Origin of the sequence: Streptomyces sp. NBC_01116, assembly GCF_041435495.1 — a bacterium.
Lineage (GTDB): Bacteria > Actinomycetota > Actinomycetes > Streptomycetales > Streptomycetaceae > Streptomyces.
Genome location: NZ_CP108644.1, coordinates 3,110,845 through 3,130,914, shown reverse-complemented (window position 1 = coordinate 3,130,914; position 20,070 = coordinate 3,110,845). Strand labels below are relative to the sequence as shown.

Annotated in this window: 15 protein-coding genes; 8 read left to right on the top strand and 7 right to left on the bottom strand. The window is 70.8% G+C overall.

Annotation, left to right across the window (positions count from 1 at the left end; genetic code table 11):
- Positions 1–6 precede the first annotated feature (6 nt).
- From OG245_RS13590 to OG245_RS13580, 3 genes are all read left to right on the top strand, one after another.
- Positions 7–765: a ComF family protein gene (locus OG245_RS13590; RefSeq protein ID WP_371623778.1), complete on the top strand. Its 759-nt coding sequence runs from the start codon at positions 7–9 to the stop codon at positions 763–765.
- A 326-nt stretch (positions 766–1,091) separates the two neighbouring features.
- Positions 1,092–1,781 carry a ribosome hibernation-promoting factor, HPF/YfiA family gene (gene hpf, locus OG245_RS13585; protein ID WP_371623777.1) on the top strand — a complete coding sequence of 230 codons (690 nt, stop codon included), beginning with the start codon at positions 1,092–1,094 and terminating at the stop codon, positions 1,779–1,781.
- A 183-nt stretch (positions 1,782–1,964) separates the two neighbouring features.
- The gene (locus OG245_RS13580; protein WP_371623776.1) at positions 1,965–2,720 is read left to right on the top strand and encodes a response regulator; all 756 of its coding nucleotides are present in this window, start codon (positions 1,965–1,967) and stop codon (positions 2,718–2,720) included.
- A gap of 47 nt (positions 2,721–2,767) precedes the next feature.
- Here OG245_RS13580 and OG245_RS13575 read toward each other — a convergent pair whose 3' ends face one another.
- Together OG245_RS13575 and OG245_RS13570 are read right to left on the bottom strand one after the other, a co-directional pair.
- Positions 2,768–3,955 carry a winged helix-turn-helix domain-containing protein gene (locus OG245_RS13575; protein WP_371623775.1) on the bottom strand — a complete coding sequence of 396 codons (1,188 nt, stop codon included), beginning with the start codon at positions 3,953–3,955 and terminating at the stop codon, positions 2,768–2,770.
- A 51-nt stretch (positions 3,956–4,006) separates the two neighbouring features.
- Positions 4,007–4,618, bottom strand: a complete 612-nt coding sequence (locus tag OG245_RS13570; RefSeq protein WP_371623774.1) for a GNAT family N-acetyltransferase — start codon at positions 4,616–4,618, stop codon at positions 4,007–4,009.
- Between the two features lie 240 nt (positions 4,619–4,858).
- On the opposite strand from OG245_RS13570, the gene secA reads away from it, so the two are divergent.
- Positions 4,859–7,678: a preprotein translocase subunit SecA gene (gene secA / locus OG245_RS13565; RefSeq protein ID WP_371623773.1), complete on the top strand. Its 2,820-nt coding sequence runs from the start codon at positions 4,859–4,861 to the stop codon at positions 7,676–7,678.
- Between the two features lie 68 nt (positions 7,679–7,746).
- On the opposite strand, the gene OG245_RS13560 is transcribed toward secA, so the two are convergent.
- The gene (locus OG245_RS13560) at positions 7,747–8,193 is read right to left on the bottom strand and encodes an Rv3235 family protein (protein WP_371623772.1); all 447 of its coding nucleotides are present in this window, start codon (positions 8,191–8,193) and stop codon (positions 7,747–7,749) included.
- A gap of 274 nt (positions 8,194–8,467) precedes the next feature.
- On the opposite strand from OG245_RS13560, the gene OG245_RS13555 reads away from it, so the two are divergent.
- Together OG245_RS13555 and OG245_RS13550 are read left to right on the top strand one after the other, a co-directional pair.
- Positions 8,468–8,974: a hypothetical protein gene (locus OG245_RS13555; protein ID WP_371623771.1), complete on the top strand. Its 507-nt coding sequence runs from the start codon at positions 8,468–8,470 to the stop codon at positions 8,972–8,974.
- A 38-nt stretch (positions 8,975–9,012) separates the two neighbouring features.
- Positions 9,013–9,690 (top strand): HAD family hydrolase, encoded by a 678-nt coding sequence (locus tag OG245_RS13550; protein WP_371623770.1) that lies wholly within the window; start codon positions 9,013–9,015, stop codon positions 9,688–9,690.
- Between the two features lie 369 nt (positions 9,691–10,059).
- On the opposite strand, the gene OG245_RS13545 is transcribed toward OG245_RS13550, so the two are convergent.
- The gene (locus OG245_RS13545) at positions 10,060–10,638 is read right to left on the bottom strand and encodes a DJ-1/PfpI family protein (RefSeq protein ID WP_371623769.1); all 579 of its coding nucleotides are present in this window, start codon (positions 10,636–10,638) and stop codon (positions 10,060–10,062) included.
- Between the two features lie 432 nt (positions 10,639–11,070).
- Between OG245_RS13545 and OG245_RS13540 the strand changes: the two genes are divergently transcribed.
- On the top strand, positions 11,071–16,077 hold the full coding sequence (locus tag OG245_RS13540; protein ID WP_371623768.1) for an NAD-glutamate dehydrogenase: 5,007 nt from the start codon (positions 11,071–11,073) through the stop codon (positions 16,075–16,077).
- Between the two features lie 192 nt (positions 16,078–16,269).
- Here OG245_RS13540 and OG245_RS13535 read toward each other — a convergent pair whose 3' ends face one another.
- Complete coding sequence (locus tag OG245_RS13535) at positions 16,270–17,061, bottom strand: ABC transporter ATP-binding protein (protein WP_371623767.1); 792 nt, start codon at positions 17,059–17,061, stop codon at positions 16,270–16,272.
- The gene (locus OG245_RS13530) at positions 17,054–17,959 is read right to left on the bottom strand and encodes an ABC transporter permease (protein WP_371623766.1); all 906 of its coding nucleotides are present in this window, start codon (positions 17,957–17,959) and stop codon (positions 17,054–17,056) included. Before OG245_RS13530 ends, OG245_RS13535 begins: the two co-directional genes overlap by 8 nt.
- Before the next feature lie 246 nt (positions 17,960–18,205).
- Between OG245_RS13530 and OG245_RS13525 the strand changes: the two genes are divergently transcribed.
- A complete protein-coding gene (locus OG245_RS13525; protein WP_371623765.1) occupies positions 18,206–18,814 on the top strand; it encodes a TetR/AcrR family transcriptional regulator in 609 nt (202 codons plus the stop codon).
- A gap of 6 nt (positions 18,815–18,820) precedes the next feature.
- Here the strand turns inward: OG245_RS13525 and OG245_RS13520 are convergent, their stop codons facing one another.
- Positions 18,821–20,056: a hypothetical protein gene (locus OG245_RS13520; protein WP_371623764.1), complete on the bottom strand. Its 1,236-nt coding sequence runs from the start codon at positions 20,054–20,056 to the stop codon at positions 18,821–18,823.
- Between the last annotated feature and the right edge of the window lie 14 nt (positions 20,057–20,070).

Sequence of the window (20,070 nt, the reverse complement as noted above, 5' to 3'; positions counted from 1 at the left end):
GAGGCCATGCGGAACGCGTGGCAGGAGCTGGCCGGTCTGCTTCTGCCGGTCGCCTGCGCCGGCTGCGGCAGGGCGCGCACCGAGCTGTGCACGGCCTGCGGGGCCGCGCTGCACGGTGCGCCCGTCCGCCCGGTCCGGCCCTCGCCCCGGCCTCCGGGGCTCCCGTCGGTGTACGCGGCCGCGCCGTACGAGAACGCCGTACGCGCGGTTCTGCTGGCCCACAAGGAGCGAGGGGCACTGGGGCTGGCCGGGGCGCTCGGACGGGCCCTGGCGGGTTGTGTACGGGCCTGGGCGGGGCGGCCGGGCGGAGCGGGTTCCCTGCTGCTCGTCCCCGTGCCCTCCGCGCGATCCTCGACGGCGGCGCGTGGTCACGACCCGGTGCGCAGGATCGCCGCCGCGGCCGCGCGGGAGCTGCGGCGCGAGGGGCTGCCGACCGAGGTGCTTCCGCTGCTGCGGCAGCGGCGCGCGGTCGCCGACCAGTCGGGTCTCGGGGCGCGGGCGCGGCGGGCGAATCTGGCCGGCGCGCTGGAGCTCACGGCGGAGGGAGGGCGACTCCTCCGGGACGGGCTCCTCGGGCGCGGACCTCTCCGGTTCGGCAGGGTGATCCTGGTCGACGATCTGTTGACGACGGGATCGACGCTGGCGGAGGCTGCACGGGCCGTCGGCGAGGCGAGCGGTGCCGGTCGGGAGCCCTCCGTGCGCGGAGTGTGCCGGGCGGCGGTCGTCGCCGCGTCCCCCTCCGCCTTCGAAATAAACCGGAACTGACCGGGAACCCGCATCGTTGCAGGTAATGAGAGGGCAATACCCCCTGAACGGAGGTACGTGCCAGTAGCGGGTGCCGAGACCCTGCTGTGCAGGCTATGTTCGGTTGTGAGGAACGGTGAATGCCGAACCTCGATGAATGCACCATCAGGTTTCGGGCAGGTAACTCACCGGTAGAGGAAGCACGCACGTCGGTGGGGTTGCGACCTCTCCGACGGGGGAGGAGGAGGCGAAAGCCACCGAGTCCGAGGCCCTGGTGATCTCCGGGGCCTGGTGCAAAAGGGAGATGCTCCGCCGCTGAGCGGGGCGATCCGGGAACGGAGTTCTGCGTGGACATCGTCGTCAAGGGCCGCAAGACCGAGGTGCCCGAGCGGTTCCGCAAGCACGTGGCCGAGAAGCTGAAGCTGGACAAGATCCAGAAGTTCGACGGCAAGGTGATCAGCCTCGACGTCGAGGTGTCCAAGGAGCCGAATCCCCGTCAGGCCGACCGTTCCGACCGGGTGGAGATCACGCTCCGCTCCCGGGGACCGGTCATCCGGGCGGAAGCGGCGGCGGGCGACCCCTACGCAGCGCTCGACCTGGCCACCGGAAAGCTGGAGGCCCGGCTGCGCAAGCAGCACGACAAGCGCTACAGCCGCCGCGGCAACGGCCGTCTGTCGGCTGCCGAGGTCGGGGACGTGGTCCCCGGCGTCGCTTCGTTCGACGAGGACGGTGAACTGGTCGGCGAGCAGCCGTCCGAGCCCGTCCCCACCACGAAGATCGGTTCGCTCGAAGTGCAGGGCGAAGGGCCGCTCGTGATGCGCGAGAAGACCCACACCGCCGCACCGATGTCGCTCGACCAGGCGCTCTACGAGATGGAACTGGTCGGCCACGACTTCTACTTGTTCGTCGACTCCGAGACGAAGGAGCCCAGCGTCGTCTACCGGCGACACGCTTACGACTACGGCGTCATCCACCTGAGGACCGACCCGCTCGCCGCGGACGAAGCGGGCGGCGCGGGCGGTGCGCTCGGCGGCTGAGGCCACCGCGTCGAGGTGCCCCCGGGGTGTTTTCGCGCCACCGGGGGCACCCGCGCACGGGCACAGGGCGACCGTGCCGGGGGTCGGGCATGGAATCATGGCGACCCGAGCCAATCGGTGTTCTGTGAAGTGCCGTTGGCGAACGACCGACACTTCAGGCCGTGGCCTTCAGGGGGAGGAACGATGGCGGACACCTTCGGGCCCGTGCGCGATGCGAATGACTCCGACGACGACACCGGTGCTTACGCCGGCACCGACGCGGACGGCGCTTCACGCAAGGAGCCCATCAGGGTCCTCGTGGTCGATGACCACGCGCTCTTCCGCAGGGGCCTGGAGATCGTCCTCGCGCAGGAGGAGGACATCCAGGTCATCGGCGAGGCCGGGGACGGCTCCGAGGCCGTGGACAAGGCAGCCGACCTGCTGCCCGACATCGTTCTGATGGATGTCCGGATGCCCAAGCGCGGTGGCATCGAGGCCTGTACCGCCATCAAGGAGGTGGCCCCCAGCGCGAAGATCATCATGTTGACGATCAGCGATGAGGAAGCCGATCTCTACGAGGCGATCAAGGCGGGCGCGACCGGATATCTCCTCAAGGAGATCTCCACCGACGAGGTCGCCACGGCCATTCGCGCGGTCGCCGACGGGCAGTCCCAGATCAGCCCCTCCATGGCCTCCAAGCTGCTCACCGAGTTCAAATCGATGATCCAGCGCACCGACGAGCGACGGCTCGTTCCGGCGCCCCGCCTCACCGAACGCGAGCTGGAAGTGCTGAAACTCGTGGCGACCGGCATGAACAACCGGGATATCGCCAAGGAGTTGTTCATTTCCGAGAACACGGTGAAGAACCACGTCCGCAATATCCTGGAGAAACTCCAGCTGCACTCCCGGATGGAAGCCGTGGTCTACGCCATGCGCGAGAAGATCCTGGAGATCAGGTAGCGGACGGCCCCGGCCCGGCCCCGCTCGGGCCCGGGCGACGGGGCCGGTCAGCGGTGGGCGCGCCGGAGCGCGTGGCCGATCTCTGCCCTGAGCGGCTCGTGCAGCTCCGGCGAGTCCACCCGGTCCACCCGGATGTCCGTGCAGCCCACCCAGGCCGCCGCCTCCACCAAGGCCTCGGCCATCGGAGCCACGGCCTTCGGGCCGGCCAGTGACGCCTGTCGGGCGACCAGCGTGGTGCCCTCGCGCGCCGGGTCGACCCGGCCCTGGAGCTTCCCGCCCGCCAGCAACGGCATCGCGAAGTACCCGTGGATCCGCTTCTGCTTGGGCACGTAGGCCTCCAGCCGATGCGTGAAGTCGAAGATCCGCTCCGTGCGGGCCCGCTCCCAGATCAGGGAGTCGAACGGCGACAGCAGCGTCGTGCGGTGGCGTCCGCGAACCTCCTTGGCCAGGGCCTCCGGGTCCGCCCAGGCCGGCTTCGCCCAGCCCTCCACCACGACCGGGACCAGCCCCGAGTCCGCCACCACGGCGTCGAACTCCTCGCCCTTCAGCCGGTGGTAGTCCGCGATGTCGCCGCGGGTGCCGACGCCCAGGGACTTGCCCGCCAGGGCCACCAGCCGCCGCCGGCACTCGGCGTCGCTCAGGTCGTCGTGGAGCAGCGCATCCGGAATGGCTCGCTCGGCCAGGTCGTAGACCCGCTTCCAGCCGCGCCGCTCGGTGCACACCACCTCGCCGTACATCAGGGCCCGCTCGACGGCGACCTTGGACGCCGACCAGTCCCACCACTCGCCGCCGTTCTTCGCGCCGCCCAGCTCGGTCGCCGTCAGCGGGCCCTCGTCGCGAAGCTGCTTGATCACGGTGTCGTAGGAGCCGTCGGGCAGATCGTGGCCCCAGTGCGGGCGGGAGCGGTAGGCGCGGCGGCGGAACGCGAAGTGCGGCCACTCCTCGACCGGCAGGATGCACGCCGCGTGCGACCAGTACTCGAAGGTCCGGCCGCCCGCCCAGTAGGCGTCCTCCACCGTCCGGCGGCTCACCGGGCCCAGCCGGGCGTAGGGGATCAGCTCGTGCGAGCGGGCCAGCACCGAGATCGTGTCCAGCTGCACCGCGCCGAGGTGCCGCAGCACTCCCGGCACCCCTGCCCGGCGGTCCGGAGCCCCCAGGAAGCCCTGGGCGCGCAGCGCTATGCGGCGGGCCTGGTCGGCGGAGAGTTCGACTGCGGGAGGAGGCACAGGCGTCATACGGGGAACCCTAGTCGGCGCCACTGACAGTCCAGGCCCGGATCCCGTAGGTCACCGCCCGGGATCCGGGGCCCCGCCCGGCCGCGGTGCACGGCGCTCGGGAAGGTACGGGTGGGCGCCCGCGAGTCCCAGGTCGGACGGGAGCAGGGCCGCCGTCCAGGTGTCGCGGCGCACCCCCTTGTTGAGCAGCCCGGACCGCTGGTCGCCCTCCAGCCGGAACCCCGCCCGCAGGACGACGGCCCGCGAGGCCAGGTTGCCGATCTCGGCCCGCCACTCCAGCCGGTCCGCCCCGAGGGAGGAGAAGGCCCAGCGGGCGGAGCCGAGCACCGCCTCGGTGACGTATCCGTGGCCGCGGTGCTCCTTGGCGGACCAGTAGCCGACCTCGTACGTCCCCGGCAGGCTGCGGCGGTCGATGCCGAGCGCGCCGACGAGCGCCCCGGTCTCCCGCAGGACGAGGGCGAAGCCGTAGGCGGAGTCGTCCTGCCAGCCCGCCGGGCAGAGCTTCGTGGTGAACAGCTCCGCGTCGGTGAGGCGGTACGGAGAGGGGATCACCGTCCAGCGCTGGATGTCCGGGTCCTGGCAGGCGGTGTGCACGGGGTGGGTGTCCTGCGGACCGAAGGGCCGCAGGAGCAGACGTTCCGTGGTGAGAGTGATCGGCTCCATGGACCGATTCTCGTGAGCCCGCTTCCTCGATGCGAGCACTTTTGGGGCTTCCCGGCACCTTCCGCGCGTTTGGAGCGTTGTCCTGTGAGGGTGCGGTGAGGTCCACGCGACGGCAGCCCTCCCGACGCGGTGGTGTCCTCGCTTACGATGGCCGTTGCGGTGGGGCCCACCTGCCGTGCCCGCGCCAGAGTCCATTACACGACCCAGTGCCAGGCCCGACCGGCAAGGAGACCAGCCTCAGTGTCCGTCTTCAACAAGCTCATGCGTGCAGGCGAAGGCAAGATCCTGCGCAAACTGCACCGCATCGCGGACCAGGTCAGCTCCATCGAAGAGGACTTCGTCAACCTCTCCGACGCCGAGCTGCGGGCGCTCACCGACGAGTACAAGGAACGGTACGCGGACGGCGAGAGCCTGGACGACCTGCTTCCCGAGGCGTTCGCCACGGTGCGCGAGGCCGCGAAGCGCGTCCTCGGACAGCGCCACTACGACGTACAGATGATGGGCGGAGCCGCCCTGCACCTCGGTTATGTGGCCGAGATGAAGACCGGTGAGGGCAAGACCCTCGTCGGCACCCTGCCCGCGTATCTGAACGCGCTCTCCGGCAAGGGCGTGCACCTGATCACGGTCAACGACTATCTCGCCGAGCGTGACTCCGAGATGATGGGCCGGGTCCACAAGTTCCTCGGCCTGGACGTCGGCTGCATCGTCTCCAACATGACGCCGGCCCAGCGCCGCGAGCAGTACGCCTGTGACATCACGTACGGCACGAACAACGAGTTCGGGTTCGACTACCTCCGCGACAACATGGCGTGGTCCAAGGACGAGCTCGTCCAGCGCGGCCACAACTTCGCGGTGGTCGACGAGGTCGACTCGATTCTCGTCGACGAGGCCCGTACGCCGCTGATCATCTCCGGCCCGGCCGACCAGGCCACCAAGTGGTACGGCGACTTCGCCAAGCTGGTCAGGCGCCTCACCAAGGGTGAGGCGGGCAACCAGCTCAAGGGCATCGAGGAGACCGGCGACTACGAGGTCGACGAGAAGAAGCGGACCGTGGCCATCCACGAGGCCGGTGTCGCCAAGGTCGAGGACTGGCTCGGCATCGACAACCTCTACGAGTCGGTGAACACCCCGCTCGTCGGTTATCTCAACAACGCCATCAAGGCCAAGGAACTGTTCAAGAAGGACAAGGACTACGTCGTCATCGACGGCGAGGTCATGATCGTCGACGAGCACACCGGCCGTATCCTCGCCGGCCGCCGCTACAACGAGGGCATGCACCAGGCGATCGAGGCGAAGGAAGGGGTGGACATCAAGGACGAGAACCAGACGCTCGCCACGATCACCCTGCAGAACTTCTTCCGCCTCTACGGCAAGCTCTCCGGCATGACCGGTACGGCGATGACCGAGGCCGCCGAGTTCCACCAGATCTACAAGCTCGGCGTGGTGCCGATCCCGACGAACCGGCCGATGGTCCGTGCCGACCAGTCGGACCTGATCTACCGCACCGAGGTCGCCAAGTTCGCCGCGGTCGTCGACGACATCGCCGAGAAGCACGAGAAGGGCCAGCCGATCCTGGTCGGCACCACCTCGGTCGAGAAGTCGGAGTACCTCTCGCAGCAGCTCTCCAAGCGCGGCGTCCAGCACGAGGTCCTCAACGCCAAGCAGCACGACCGGGAGGCGACGATCGTCGCCCAGGCGGGCCGCAAGGGCGCCGTCACCGTCGCGACGAACATGGCCGGCCGAGGCACCGACATCAAGCTCGGCGGCAACCCGGACGACCTCGCCGAGGCGGAGCTGCGCCAGCGCGGCCTCGACCCGGTGGAGAACGTCGAGGAGTGGGCGGCCGCGCTGCCCGCCGCGCTGGAGCAGGCCGAGCAGGCCGTGAAGGCGGAGTTCGAAGAGGTCAAGGACCTCGGCGGGCTCTACGTGCTCGGCACCGAGCGCCATGAGTCGCGCCGTATCGACAACCAGCTGCGCGGTCGTTCCGGCCGTCAGGGCGACCCGGGCGAGTCCCGTTTCTACCTGTCGCTGGGCGACGACCTGATGCGCCTGTTCAAGGCCCAGATGGTCGAGCGCGTCATGTCGATGGCGAACGTTCCGGACGACGTCCCGATCGAGAACAAGATGGTCACCCGCGCCATCGCCTCCGCCCAGTCGCAGGTCGAGCAGCAGAACTTCGAGACGCGTAAGAACGTTCTGAAGTACGACGAGGTGCTCAACCGGCAGCGCGAGGTCATCTACGGCGAGCGCCGCCGCGTTCTGGAGGGCGAGAACCTCCAGGACCAGATCCGGCACTTCATGGACGACACGATCGACGACTACATCCGGCAGGAGACCGCCGAGGGCTTCGCCGAGGAGTGGGACCTGGACCGGCTGTGGGGCGCCTTCAAGCAGCTCTACCCGGTGAAGGTCACCGTCGAGGAGCTGGAGGAGGCGGCCGGTGACCTGGCGGGCGTCACCGCCGAGTTCATCGCCGAGTCGGTCAAGAACGACATCCACGAGCAGTACGAGGAGCGCGAGGGCACCCTCGGTTCCGACATCATGCGTGAGCTGGAGCGGCGCGTCGTCCTCTCGGTGCTCGACCGCAAGTGGCGCGAGCACCTCTACGAGATGGACTACCTCCAGGAGGGCATCGGCCTGCGGGCCATGGCGCAGAAGGACCCGCTGGTCGAGTACCAGCGCGAGGGCTTCGACATGTTCAACGCCATGATGGAGGGCATCAAGGAGGAGTCCGTCGGCTACCTGTTCAACCTGGAGGTCCAGGTCGAGCAGCAGGTCGAGGAGGTTCCGGTGCGGGACGGCGCCGAGCGTCCCTCGCTGGAGAAGGAGGCCGCGGCCCCGCAGATCCGGGCCAAGGGCCTGGAGGCCCCGCAGCGGCCGGACCGGCTCCACTTCTCCGCTCCCACGGTGGACGGGGAGGGCGGCGTCGTCGAGGGTGACTTCGCCAACGACGACGCCACCGGCGACACGCGGTCCGGTTCTGCCGACGGCATGACGCGTGCGGAGCGCCGCAAGGCGCAGAAGAGCGGTGGCGGCGGCGGTCGCCGTCGCAAGAAGTAGCACCGGCGGCAGTGCCGCGGCAGGGGCCGGACACCACGAGGTGCCCGGCCCCTGCCATGTTCGCCGGGTCACCGGGGGCCCGGAGCGCCGACGTTCAGGCGTTCGCCGCCCAGCTCCACCGCCGCGCAGCGCCAGCGCTGGTCGGGGCCCTGTTCCAGCCGGAAGGCCATCGCCCGGACCCGGTCGCCCGCGGCGATGCTGGCGAACGCCTCGACCACGCCGGTGGCGGGCTGGGCCCCGCGGCAGTGGCGAAGGACGGGGCGGCTGCCCCGGGTGGCCCCCAGCGGGGTGCTCGGGGCCAGTTCGGCGAGCTGGTCGTAGGCCTCGCCGATGGTGTGGCCGAGCATCCAGTGCACCGGCCGCTGGCCGCTGAGGACCGCGAGCAGGCGCTCGGCGAACCACTGGTGCGGACGCTGCGGCCGATGGGGCTGCTGCCTGCGTGACCGCTGCGGAGGTACCGACCGGGGACCACTCTGGTCGCGTCGGCCGGCGGGCCTCGTCCTGTCCGTGCTCATGATCATCGCCCCCGTTGACCGGGCCCGGTTTCTACCGGACGGTAACTTCTGTTGGGGATCTTCTACGGGGGCCGCCGTCAGCGACGCAAGGGGCCTTCGGGCGCCGATCGGGCGCGGGTGGAATCACCTATCCGTGGCTCAGCCCATGCGGGACAAGGGCGACAGCGGGGGTGACGGGGCGTCGGCCGTGGACGGACGACCCCGGTTGCCGAAACCCGAAAGGGGACGTTCCCACGTATCCTGAGGACGTTTCCCTCTACGAAAGCGACCTGCCATGCGCGTGTACGTCCCCCTGACCCTCTCCGGTCTCGCAGCGGCGCACGGTGCGGGCGAGGTCGGTCCCGGGCCGCTGACCGCCTACGCGGTGACCCCGGGGCTGCGCGAGTGGTACGTCTCCGACGACATCGAGGAGCTGGAGTACGCGGCGCTCAACCGGGCCGCCGCCGCCTCGCTCCGGATGATCGCGGGCAAGCCGGACGAGGTGCGCCGCCGGGTCGTCGTGGCCGTCGACGTACCGGACGGGTCCGCCGTCGCCGACCCCGATCACGGGCTGAGCGCGGCTTCGCTCGGCGAGGTGCGGATCGCTGCCGCGCTGCCGCTGGCCAAGGCGGCGGCGGTGCACGTGGACGCCGACGACGCGGAGAAGGACGTGGCCGCCGCGGCGGCGGCGCTGGGAGCCGCGGACCTCGGCGACGACGACGCGCAGTTCACGGTGGACGGGGCCGAGGACCACGAGCTGCTCTGGTTCGGCGTCCAGGAGATTCCGCAGCTCATCGGCTGAGGGGCGGCGTTGTCGGACCCGGCGGGTATTTTCTCTGTATGACTTCGGGGACGACACGCACGCATCTGGTCTGGGACTGGAACGGCACGCTGCTGGATGACACCCATGCCGTCATCCAGGCGACCAACGCCGCGTTCGCGGAGGTCGAGCTGGCGCCGATCACGCTGGAGCAGTACCGGGAGATGTACACCATCCCCATACCTCGGTTCTACGAGCGGTTCCTGGGCCGGCTGCCCACCGAGGCCGAGTGGGAGCGGATGGACGTCATCTTCCACCGCTACTACGCGGAGCAGCGGGTGGCCTGTGGGCTCACCGCCGGGGTGGAGGAGCTGCTGCACCAGTGGCAGCGGGCCGGGCGCAGTCAGTCGCTGCTGAGCATGTACGGGCACGAGCAGCTGGTGCCGGTGGTGCGGGGGTACGGGATCGAGCCGCGGTTCGTCCGCGTCGAGGGGCGTACGGGGCCGTCCGGCGGGAGCAAGGCGCTCCACATGGAGCGGCACTTCGAGGCGCTGGCCGGGGTGGGCGGGATCGCGCCGGAGAATTCGGTGGTCATCGGGGACGCGGTGGACGACGCGGTGGCGGCGGCGCATGTGGGGGCTCGGGCCGTGCTGTACACCGGGGGGTCGCACAGCCGGAGCAGTCTGGAGGGGGCGGGGGTGCCGGTGGTGGACAGCCTGGGGGAGGCGGTGGCGTTGGCGGAGACGTTTGCCGCGTAGGGGGGTGCCTGTGGGGTGTGCGGGTGCTCCGCGGGGTGCGGGGTGCCCGGGTGCGGGTTTTCGGGGCGCTGCCCCGGGCCCCGGTCCTCAAGCGCCGGACGGGCTGGAAGGACGTCCTCAAGCGCCGGACGGGCTGGAAGGACGTCCTCAAGCGCCGGACGGGCTGGAAGGCGCGGCCGGGCGGGCTGGAAGGACGTCCTCAAACGCCGGACGGGCTGGAAGGCGCGGCGGGACGAGCTGAAAAGGCGTCCTCAAGCGCCGGACGGGCTGGAAGGTGCGACCGGGTGGGCTGGAAGGTGCGGCGGGGCGGGAGTAGGGGTGTGGTCGGGGGGCTCGGGTCAGGTGCCGGACGGGACTAGCGGGCTCGGGTCAGGTGGCGGGCAGGTCTGACGGGTGGGTCGACTTGAGTACCTTCAGGAACTCCCGCATCCAGGCCGGGTGGTCCGGCCAGGCTCGGGAGGAGACCACGGTGCCGTCCACGACCGCCTCCGTGTCCTGGAAGGTCGCGCCCGCGCTCTGCATGTCCGGTTCCAGCGCCGGGTAGGCCGTGACGTTGCGGCCGCTGAGGCTGCCGGTGGCGGCGGTGATCAGGGGGCCGTGGCAGATCTGCGCGACCGGGCGGTCCGCGGAGAAGAAGGCGCCGACGATCTTCCGCAGCTCGGCGTTGTTGCGGAGGTACTCGGGGGCGCGACCGCCCGGGATCACCAGCGCGATGTAGGCCCCGGGATCGACCTCGGAGAAGGACAGGTCGGCGGGCCAGGTGTAGCCGGGCTTCTCCGTGTACGTGTCGAAGCCGGGTTCGAAGTCGTGGACCACGAACCGCAGCGTCTTGCGCTCGGGGGCCGCGATGTCGACCTCGTACCCCTCCTCCAGCAGCCGTTGGTACGGGTAGAGGACTTCGAGCGACTCGGCGGCGTCGCCGGTGACGATGAGGATCTTCTGCGGCATGGCGGGGCTCCTCGGGGCCGGTGGCCCCGATGGTGTGCCAGGGCCGGGATCCGTGCGGTACGGACAGACTGCCCCGGTTTCGGGAGTTCGCCAAGACGGCACGGCGCACTGTCCAGAGTGTCAAAGTTCGGGGGGATCTTTTGTACACAAGCAGCTCATGACGCAACAGGGTGCGAGGGAGATAGCCTGGTGCCGTGATCAGCGCGATACGCCTCGGGGGCAGCGAAGCCCCCGGCCGCCGCCCGGAGTGCTACAGCACCCGGGCGATCCGCGATCTTCCGACTCCGGACCGGCTGCCGAAAATGGCCAATATGGTCCCGGGTATCTCTCCGAGCGGCATAGCGTCGACCCAGACCGGAAACCCCGCGTCGTGGCGGTACGCCGCTTTTCTCACCTACGTCACGCAACGGCGCGCGACAGGAGCCAGAGGACATGCAGACCAAGCTGGACGAAGCCAAGGCCGAGCTGCTCGCAGGGGCCGCCAAGGTAGCTGACAACGGTCCGGGCGGTGGTGTCGGTGGCCCGGGAGGTGCCCCCCGGGCGCGGGTTTCCGCTGCCGGGGCCGACGAGGGCGCCCGTCCCGGTCAGGACACGGTGCTCGCCTACCTCCAGCGCTACTACCTGCATACGGCTCCGGAGGACCTCAGCGGCCGTGACCCGGTCGACGTCTTCGGCGCCGCCGCCTCGCACTACCGGCTCGCCGAGAACCGTCCGCAGGGCACCGCGAACGTCCGGGTGCACACCCCGACCGTCGAGGAGAACGGCTGGACCTGCAGCCACTCCGTCGTCGAGGTCGTCACCGACGACATGCCCTTCCTGGTGGACTCCGTCACCAACGAGCTGTCCCGGCAGGGGCGTGGCATCCACGTCGTGATCCACCCGCAGGTCACCGTCCGCCGCGACGTCACCGGCAAGCTCATCGAGGTCCTCTCCGGCGGCCCCGGCCTCCCGAAGGCCACCCAGGGCCGGAAGAAGTCCAAGGACGCCACGGCCGAGCTGCCCCACGACGCGCTCGTCGAGTCCTGGATCCACGTCGAGATCGACCGCGAGACCGACCGCGCCGACCTCCAGCAGATCACCGCCGACCTGCTGCGCGTCCTGTCCGACGTGCGGGAGACCGTCGAGGACTGGGGGAAGATGCGCGAAGCCGCCCTCCGGATCGCCGACGACCTGCCCGGCGAACCGCTCGACGACCTCGCCGACGAGGAGGTCGACGAGGCCCGCGAGCTGCTGCGCTGGCTGGCCGCCGACCACTTCACCTTCCTCGGCTACCGCGAGTACGAGCTGAAGGACAGCGACGCGCTGGCCGCCGTGCCCGGCACCGGGCTCGGCATCCTGCGCTCCGACCCGCACCACAACGAGGACGAGGCCCACCCGGTCAGCCCGTCCTTCGACCGGCTGCCCGCCGACGCCCGCGCCAAGGCCCGCGAGCACAAGCTCCTCGTCCTGACGAAGGCCAACAGCCGGGCCACCGTGCACCGCCCCAGCTACCTCGACTACGTCGGCGTGAAGAAGTTCGACGCCAAGGGCAACGTCGTCGGCGAGCGGCGCTTCCTCGGGCTCTTCTCCTCCGCCGCCTACACCGAGTCGGTGCGCCGGGTGCCCGTCATCCGCCGCAAGGTCGCCGAGGTCGTCGAGGGCGCGGGCTTCTCGTACAACAGCCACGACGGCCGCGACCTGCTCCAGATCCTGGAGACCTACCCCCGCGACGAGCTGTTCCAGACACCCGTCGACCAGCTCCGCTCCATCGTGACCTCCGTCCTCTACCTCCAGGAGCGCCGCCGGCTGCGGCTCTACCTGCGCCAGGACGAGTACGGGCGCTACTACTCCGCGATCGTCTACCTGCCGCGCGACCGGTACACCACCGGCGTACGCCTGCGGCTGATCGACATCCTCAAGGAGGAGCTCGGCGGCAACAGCGTCGACTTCACCGCCTGGAACACCGAATCGATCCTCTCCCGGCTGCACTTCGTCATCCGCGTCCCGGCCGGCACCGAGCTGCCGCACCTGACGGACGCCGACGCCGACCGCATCGAGGCCCGCCTCGTCGAGGCCGCCCGCTCCTGGGCCGACGGCTTCCAGGAGGCGCTCACCGCCGAGCTGGGCGAGGAGCGCGGCGCGGAACTCCAGCGCCAGTACGGCCACTCGTTCCCCGAGGGCTACAAGGCCGACCACTCGCCGCGCGCCGCCGTCGCCGACCTGGTCCATCTGGAGACCCTCAAGCAGGGCGAGAAGGACTTCGCCCTCAGCCTGTACGAGCCGGTCGGCGCGGGCCCCGACGAGCGCCGCTTCAAGATCTACCGGACCGGCGAGCAGGTCTCCCTCTCCGCCGTCCTCCCGGCGCTCCAGCAGCTCGGCGTCGAGGTCGTCGACGAGCGGCCGTACGAGCTGCGCTGCGCGGACCGCACCCACGCCTGGATCTACGACTTCGGGCTGCGGATGCCGCTGGCCAACGGCAACGGCGGCTATCTCGCCGACGACGCCCGCGCCCGCTTCCAGGAGGCGTTCGCCGCGGTCTGGAAGGGCGAGGCGGAGAACGACGGCTTCAACGCCCTGATCCTCGGCGCCGGACTCAACTGGCGGCAGGCCATGGTGCTGCGCGCCTACGCGAAGTACCTGCGGCAGGCGGGTTCGACCTTCAGCCAGGACTACATGGAGTCCACGCTCCGCAACAACGTCCACACCACCCGACTGCTCGTCTCGCTCTTCGAGGCCCGCATGTCGCCCGGCCGCCAGAGCGCCGGCACCGAGCTGACCGACGGGCTCCTGGAGGAGCTGGACGGGGCCCTGGACCAGGTCGCCTCGCTCGACGAGGACCGGATCCTGCGGTCCTTCCTCACCGTCATCAAGGCCACCCTGCGGACCAACTTCTTCCAGCACACGGAGGACGGCACCCCGCATTCGTACGTCTCGATGAAGTTCGACCCGCAGGCCATCCCGGACCTGCCCGCACCTCGGCCGGCGTACGAGATCTGGGTCTACTCGCCGCGCGTGGAGGGCGTCCACCTGCGCTTCGGCAAGGTCGCCCGGGGCGGGCTGCGCTGGTCGGACCGGCGTGAGGACTTCCGTACGGAGATCCTCGGCCTGGTCAAGGCGCAGATGGTGAAGAACACCGTCATCGTGCCCGTCGGCGCCAAGGGCGGCTTCGTCGCCAAGCAGCTCCCGGACCCGTCCGTGGACCGCGACGCCTGGTTCGCGGAGGGCATCGCCGCGTACCGCACGTTCATCTCCGCGCTGCTCGACATCACCGACAACATGGTGGCCGGCGAGGTCGTGCCGCCCGCCGACGTCGTCCGGCACGACGAGGACGACACCTACCTCGTCGTCGCCGCGGACAAGGGCACGGCGAGCTTCTCCGACATCGCCAACGAGGTCGCCGTCGCGTACGGCTTCTGGCTCGGCGACGCGTTCGCCTCCGGCGGCTCGGCCGGCTATGACCACAAGGGCATGGGCATCACCGCCCGGGGCGCCTGGGAGTCCGTCAAGCGGCACTTCCGGGAGCTGGGCCACGACACCCAGACCGAGGACTTCACCGTCGTCGGCGTCGGTGACATGTCCGGCGACGTGTTCGGCAACGGGATGCTGCTCTCCGAGCACATCCGCCTCGTCGCCGCCTTCGACCACCGGCACATCTTCATCGACCCGAACCCGGACGCCGCCACCTCGTACGCCGAGCGGCGCCGGCTCTTCGATCTGCCCCGCAGCTCCTGGGCCGACTACGAAACGGCCCTGCTCTCGGCGGGCGGCGGGATCCACCCGCGCAGCGCCAAGTCGATCCCGCTCAACTCGCACGTCCGCGAGGCGCTCGGCATCGACCCCTCGGTGAGCAAGATGACGCCCGCCGACCTGATGCAGACCATCCTCAAGGCCCCCGTCGACCTGGTGTGGAACGGCGGGATCGGCACGTACATCAAGGCCGTCCCCGAGTCGAACGCGGACGTCGGCGACAAGGCCAACGACGCGATCCGCGTCAACGGCGAGGACCTGCGGGCCAAGGTCGTCGGCGAGGGCGGCAACCTCGGGGCCACCCAGCTCGGCCGCATCGAGTTCGCCCGCAGCGGCGGCCGGATCAACACCGACGCGATCGACAACAGCGCCGGTGTGGACACCTCCGACCACGAGGTGAACATCAAGATCCTGCTCAACGGTCTGGTGCGGGACGGCGACATGACCGTCAAGCAGCGCAACAAGCTGCTCGCCGACATGACCGACGAGGTCGGCAAGCTCGTCCTGCGCAACAACTACGCGCAGAACGTCGCGCTCTCCAACGCCTCCGCCCAGGCCCCGTCCCTGCTCCACGCCCAGCAGCGCTTCATGCGCCGCCTGGAGCGCGACGGCGCCCTCGACCGGGCGCTGGAGTTCCTGCCCGCCGACCGGCACATCCGGGAGCTGCTCAGCAACGAGAAGGGGCTGAGCCAGCCCGAGCTGGCCGTGCTGATCGCCTACACCAAGATCACGACGGCGGACGAGCTGATCTCCACGGCCCTGCCGGACGACCCGCACCTGCAGAAGCTCGTGCACGCCTACTTCCCGAGCGAGCTGCGCGAGCGGTTCCCCGAGGCGGTCGACGGGCACGCGCTGCGGCGCGAGATCATCACGACGGTCCTGGTCAACGACACGGTGAACACCGCTGGTTCGACCTTCCTGCACCGGCTGCGCGAGGAGACCGGGGCGTCGATCGAGGAGATCGTCCGGGCCCAGTTCACGGCCCGTGAGATCTTCGGCCTGTCGGAGGTGTGGGACGCGGTCGAGGCGCTCGACAACAAGGTCGCCGCCGAGGTCCAGACCCGGATCCGGCTGCACTCGCGGCGGCTGGTCGAGCGCGGTTCGCGCTGGCTGCTGGGCAACCGGCCGCAGCCCGTTGCCATCGCGGAGACGATCCGGAGCTTCCGGGACGGCGTCGCCCGGGTCTGGGACGAGCTGCCCAAGCTGGTCAAGGGCGCGGACCTGGACTGGTACCACTCGATCCTGGACGAGCTGACGGCCGCCGGTGTGCCGGACGGGCTGGCGGTCCGGGTGGCCGGGTTCTCCTCCGCCTTCCCGGCGCTGGACATCGTGGCCATCGCCGACCGTACGGGCCAGGATCCGCTGGAGGTCGCCGAGGTCTACTACGACCTCGCGGACCGGCTGCGGATCACCCAGCTGATGGACCGGATCATCGAGCTGCCGCGGGCCGACCGCTGGCAGTCCATGGCCCGCGCCTCCATCCGCGAGGACCTGTACGCGGCGCACGCGGCGCTCACGTCGGACGTGCTGAGCGTGGGGAACGGGTCGTCCACGCCGGAGGAGCGGTTCACGGCGTGGGAGTCGAAGAACGCGGCGATTCTTGCCCGGTCGCGGTCGACGCTGGAGGAGATCCAGGGGTCGGACGCGTTCGACCTGGCGAATCTGTCCGTGGCCATGCGGACGATGCGGACGTTGTTGCGTACGCACGTGTAGGCGTTGCCGTACGGGGGTGAGGGGGCCGGTGCCTGTGAGGGGCGCCGGCCCCCTCGGCGTCGGGCGGGCTGGAAAAGATGTCCTCAAGCGCCGGGCGGGCTGGGCGTGACCGGGCCGGCTGGAGGTGGCGCGTGGGCTGGAGGTGGCCGTGGGGGTTGAGGGGGGTCGGGCTGGTGGGCTGGGCGTGGTCGGTTACTTGCGCTTGGTGAAGGTCTCGTACGCTGCCACTACTTCCTTCGCCGGGCCGTCCATCCTCAGCGTGCCCGCCTCCAGCCACAGGGCCCTGTCGCAGGTCTCGGTGATCGATTTGTTGCTGTGGCTGACCAGGAAGACCGTGCCCGCCTCGGCGCGCAGTTCCTTGATGCGGTCCTTGCTGCGGCGCTGGAACTTCGCGTCGCCCGTGGACAGCGCCTCGTCGATCAGGAGCACGTCGTGGCTCTTGGCCGCCGCGATGGAGAAGCGGAGCCGGGCGCCCATGCCCGAGGAGTACGTGCGCATCGGCAGCGTGATGAAGTCGCCCTTCTCGTTGATGCCGGAGAAGTCGACGATCCCGTCGTAGCGTTCCCGGATCTGCTCGCGGGTCATGCCCATCGCGAGTCCGCCCAGCACCACGTTGCGCTCGCCGGTCAGGTCGCCCATCAGCGCCGCGTTCACCCCGAGCAGCGACGGCTGGCCCTGGGTGTGGACCCTGCCCCGGGTCGGCGGGAGCAGGCCCGCGACCGCCTTGAGCAGCGTCGACTTGCCCGAACCGTTGGAGCCGATCAGGCCGATCGCCTCGCCCTTGTACGCGGCGAAGCTGACGCCCTTCACGGCGTGCACCTGGCGTGCGCCGGGGGTGCGGCGGCGGGTGGTGAGCCGGCTGAGCGCCGAGGTCGCGCTGCCCCTGCCCGTACGGGCGCCGTTGACCGTGTACGTGATGTGGACGTCGTCGACGACGACCGTCGGGACACGGTCGTCCCCGGGGGAGTTCTTGAGGTCAGCCACGTCCGTACGTCTCCTCGGCCTTCCAGAAGTACACGAATCCGGCCACACCGCACAGCAGCGCCCAGCCCGCCGCGACCGCCCACGCGAACGGCGGCAACTGCGCCCAGGTGTAGCTGTCGATGAGGGCGTACCGCATGAGGTTGATGAAGAGCGCCGCCGGGTTGTACTCCAGCGCCACCATCACCGCGTGCGGCACCCGGTCGCCCTTGAGCAGGTGGTCCAGGCTCCACATCACGCCGGAGGAGTACATCCAGGTCCGCAGCACGAACGGTGTCAGCTGCGCGATGTCCGGGGTCTTCGCCGTCAGCCGGGCCACGGCCATCGACACCCCGGTGTTGAACAGCGCCTGGAGCGCGAGCGCGGGGACGGCCAGCAGCCAGGACGGGCGCGGGTACTGGCCGAACACCAGCAGGATCACGGTCAGCGCGCCGAGGGAGAACAGCAGCTGCTGCAGCTGCTGGAGGGCGAGGGCCACCGGCAGCGAGGCGCGCGGGAAGTGCAGGGCCCGCACCAGGCCGATGTTGCCGCTGATCGCCCGCGTGCCCGCGGTGATCGAGCTGGCGGTGAAGGTCCAGATGAAGACCCCGGTGACCAGGAACGGGACGAAGTCCTCCACCCCGTGCTTGGTGTTCATCAGGACGCCGAAGATGAAGTAGTAGACCGTCGCGTTCAGCAGCGGCGTCATGATCTGCCAGATCTGGCCGAGCTTCGCCTGGCTGTACTGGGCGGTCAGCTTGGCCGTCGCGAACGCGGCGATGAAGTGCCGCCGCCCCCACAGCTGCCGGATGTAGGCGGGCAGCGAGGGCCGGGCGCCGCTGACCGTCAGGCCGTGCCGGGCGGCCAGGGCGGCCAGCTCACCGGGTGCGTAGGCGGGGACGTTCTGGGCGGGGGTGCTCACCGGGGACGGCGGAGCTGCTGTCTGGCTCACCACGAACGGTCGCTTTCGATGGAAGCGGGAGGGGGGACGACGCCCGAACGCCCGGAACGGTCGGGCGGTGGCGCGGTGGGGCGGTACGGCGACGGAACGATACGGTCCCGTGGGGACGCCCTCGTTGGGACGGGACCGTATCGTCGTAACGCTGAGAGTAGGGCGCTTCTACGTCGCAACGCAACCGTTTCGTCGCGGCCGACTATCATGCGGGCCATGACCACCGAACGGGGAACCCGCCGCCGCGCCCCAGCGGGCGCCGCCGTCCTGCGTGAGGACGTGACGGACGCCATCCGCGCCGCCGTCTTCGAGGAACTCGCCGCGGTGGGGTTCGCCCGGATGTCCATCGAGGGCATCGCCCGGCGCGCGGGCGTCGGCAAGACCGCCGTCTACCGTCGCTGGAAGTCCAAGCTGGCGCTCGTCCTCGACCTGGTCGCGGCCGTCGCCGCCCAGGGGATGCCCGCCCCGGCCACCGGTTCGCTGTACGGGGACGTGCGCGCCGTCCTGGAACTGGCCGCGTACGCCCTGCGCCACCCGGTCGCCTCCCAGGTCATCCCGGACCTGCTGGTCGAGGCGGCCCGGAATCCGGACATCTCCGAGGCGATCAAGGCCGCGCTCCTGGACCAGCAGCAGGGCGTCGCCGCCGTGGTGGTGAGGGAGGCGGTGGCCCGGGGGGAGCTGCCCGAGGGCAGCGATCCGGACCGGGCGCTCGACCTGATCGTCGGGCCGTTGTACTGGCGGCTCGTCGTGGTCCGCGGCGAACTGCCGAAGGGCTACCTGGACGATCTGGCCGCCTCGGCGGTCGCGGCCCTCCAGCACGTCTGAAGACGCTCAGCCCGCCGGTACCCGCGCCAGCACCTCGCCCGTCGCCGGGCTGAACGCCAGCATCGTCGCGTTCTCGGGCAGGCGCTGGAAACGGGTCAGCAGCAGCCACCGCACCCCGTACCGGGCGGTGATCCCGTCCCGCCGGGCCTGCGGGGTCGACACGTCGAGGTAGGCGGCCACCGCCCGGCTCCGCTCCCGCCGCTCCGTGCGCGCGAGCCCCGCGTCGGGCAGCGCGTCGGCCAGTACGTACGCCCCGTGCCCGGCCAGCGCGTACATCGCCGGGCGGCTGTCCGTCAGGACCACCTCGCCCGGCGGCACGTGCGCGGTCGCCCAGGCGTACGGCTCCCCGGCCGCCCGCACCCCCTTGGTCGCCGGCGGGCCCGTGGTCCGGCCGTCGGCGGGGGTGCGCGGGGCGGTGAGCCCGTTGTAGTAGGGCCACAGCGACGCCACGGCCACCGCGCACACGACGGCGAACGTCCACCGCCACAGGGTCGGCCGGATCCGGGTCCGCGTCCGGACGGCGATCAGGGCGACGCACCCGATCGCCGCGCCGATCGCCGTCGGCGGGTGGACCAGCAGGACGAGCCCGAGGAGCACGCCGATGCCGGCCGCCTCCGCCCACCGGGGCGTCCGGCCGGGCTTCGGGTCACCGGGGCGGGCGGTCCGGGCGGTCGCCCGGCCGGTCCACGCCCACAGGTGCAGGGTGACCGCGACCGCGAAGGTGCTCGGCGCGCTCCAACGGGCCGGGTCCGCCCAGTGGATCAGGGCCAGCGGCACCAGCACGAGGACCGGAACCCAGCGGTTCGGGGTCAGCAGCCGGGTGAGCCGGCCGATCCCGGTGAGCAGGAGCAGCAGGTTCACCGACGCGGCCACCGCCACGACGGACGGGCCCGAGAGCCGGCTCGCCCGGGCGGCCAGCCCCTGGAGCAGCGCGTACGGGGAGTAGTGCGCGCTCGCCACGGCGGGCAGGTCGGTCATCGGGAACGCCGGGTGCAGCAGATTCACCCGCAGCCGTTCGACGACCGCCGCCTGGAGTCCGGCCTCGCAGCACAGCGGGGCCTGCCAGGCCGCGGCCGACAGCACCGCCCACAGCAGGCCGCCCAGCACGAGGTACGGCGACGGCAGCCACAGGGGAGGCCGGACCGCCCCGTCGGCCCCGTCGCCTCCGGTCGAGGCGGGCGGGCGGCCGGAGGGCGGGGCACCGGAGGACGGGGCGGAGGAGGCAGCGGAGAAGAGGGGCACGCCTCATGGGTTCC

Excerpts from the sequence above, each read along its gene's own strand:
- OG245_RS13590 (WP_371623778.1), top strand. The coding sequence starts at position 7 with ATGCGGAACGCGTGGCAGGAGCTGGCCGGTCTGCTTCTGCCGGTCGCC.
- OG245_RS13580 (WP_371623776.1), top strand. The coding sequence starts at position 1,965 with ATGGCGGACACCTTCGGGCCCGTGCGCGATGCGAATGACTCCGACGAC.
- OG245_RS13575 (WP_371623775.1), bottom strand. The coding sequence starts at position 3,955 with ATGACGCCTGTGCCTCCTCCCGCAGTCGAACTCTCCGCCGACCAGGCC.
- OG245_RS13570 (WP_371623774.1), bottom strand. The coding sequence starts at position 4,618 with ATGGAGCCGATCACTCTCACCACGGAACGTCTGCTCCTGCGGCCCTTC.
- OG245_RS13560 (WP_371623772.1), bottom strand. The coding sequence starts at position 8,193 with ATGAGCACGGACAGGACGAGGCCCGCCGGCCGACGCGACCAGAGTGGT.
- OG245_RS13555 (WP_371623771.1), top strand. The coding sequence starts at position 8,468 with ATGCGCGTGTACGTCCCCCTGACCCTCTCCGGTCTCGCAGCGGCGCAC.
- OG245_RS13550 (WP_371623770.1), top strand. The coding sequence starts at position 9,013 with ATGACTTCGGGGACGACACGCACGCATCTGGTCTGGGACTGGAACGGC.
- OG245_RS13545 (WP_371623769.1), bottom strand. The coding sequence starts at position 10,638 with ATGCCGCAGAAGATCCTCATCGTCACCGGCGACGCCGCCGAGTCGCTC.
- OG245_RS13540 (WP_371623768.1), top strand. The coding sequence starts at position 11,071 with ATGCAGACCAAGCTGGACGAAGCCAAGGCCGAGCTGCTCGCAGGGGCC.
- OG245_RS13525 (WP_371623765.1), top strand. The coding sequence starts at position 18,206 with ATGACCACCGAACGGGGAACCCGCCGCCGCGCCCCAGCGGGCGCCGCC.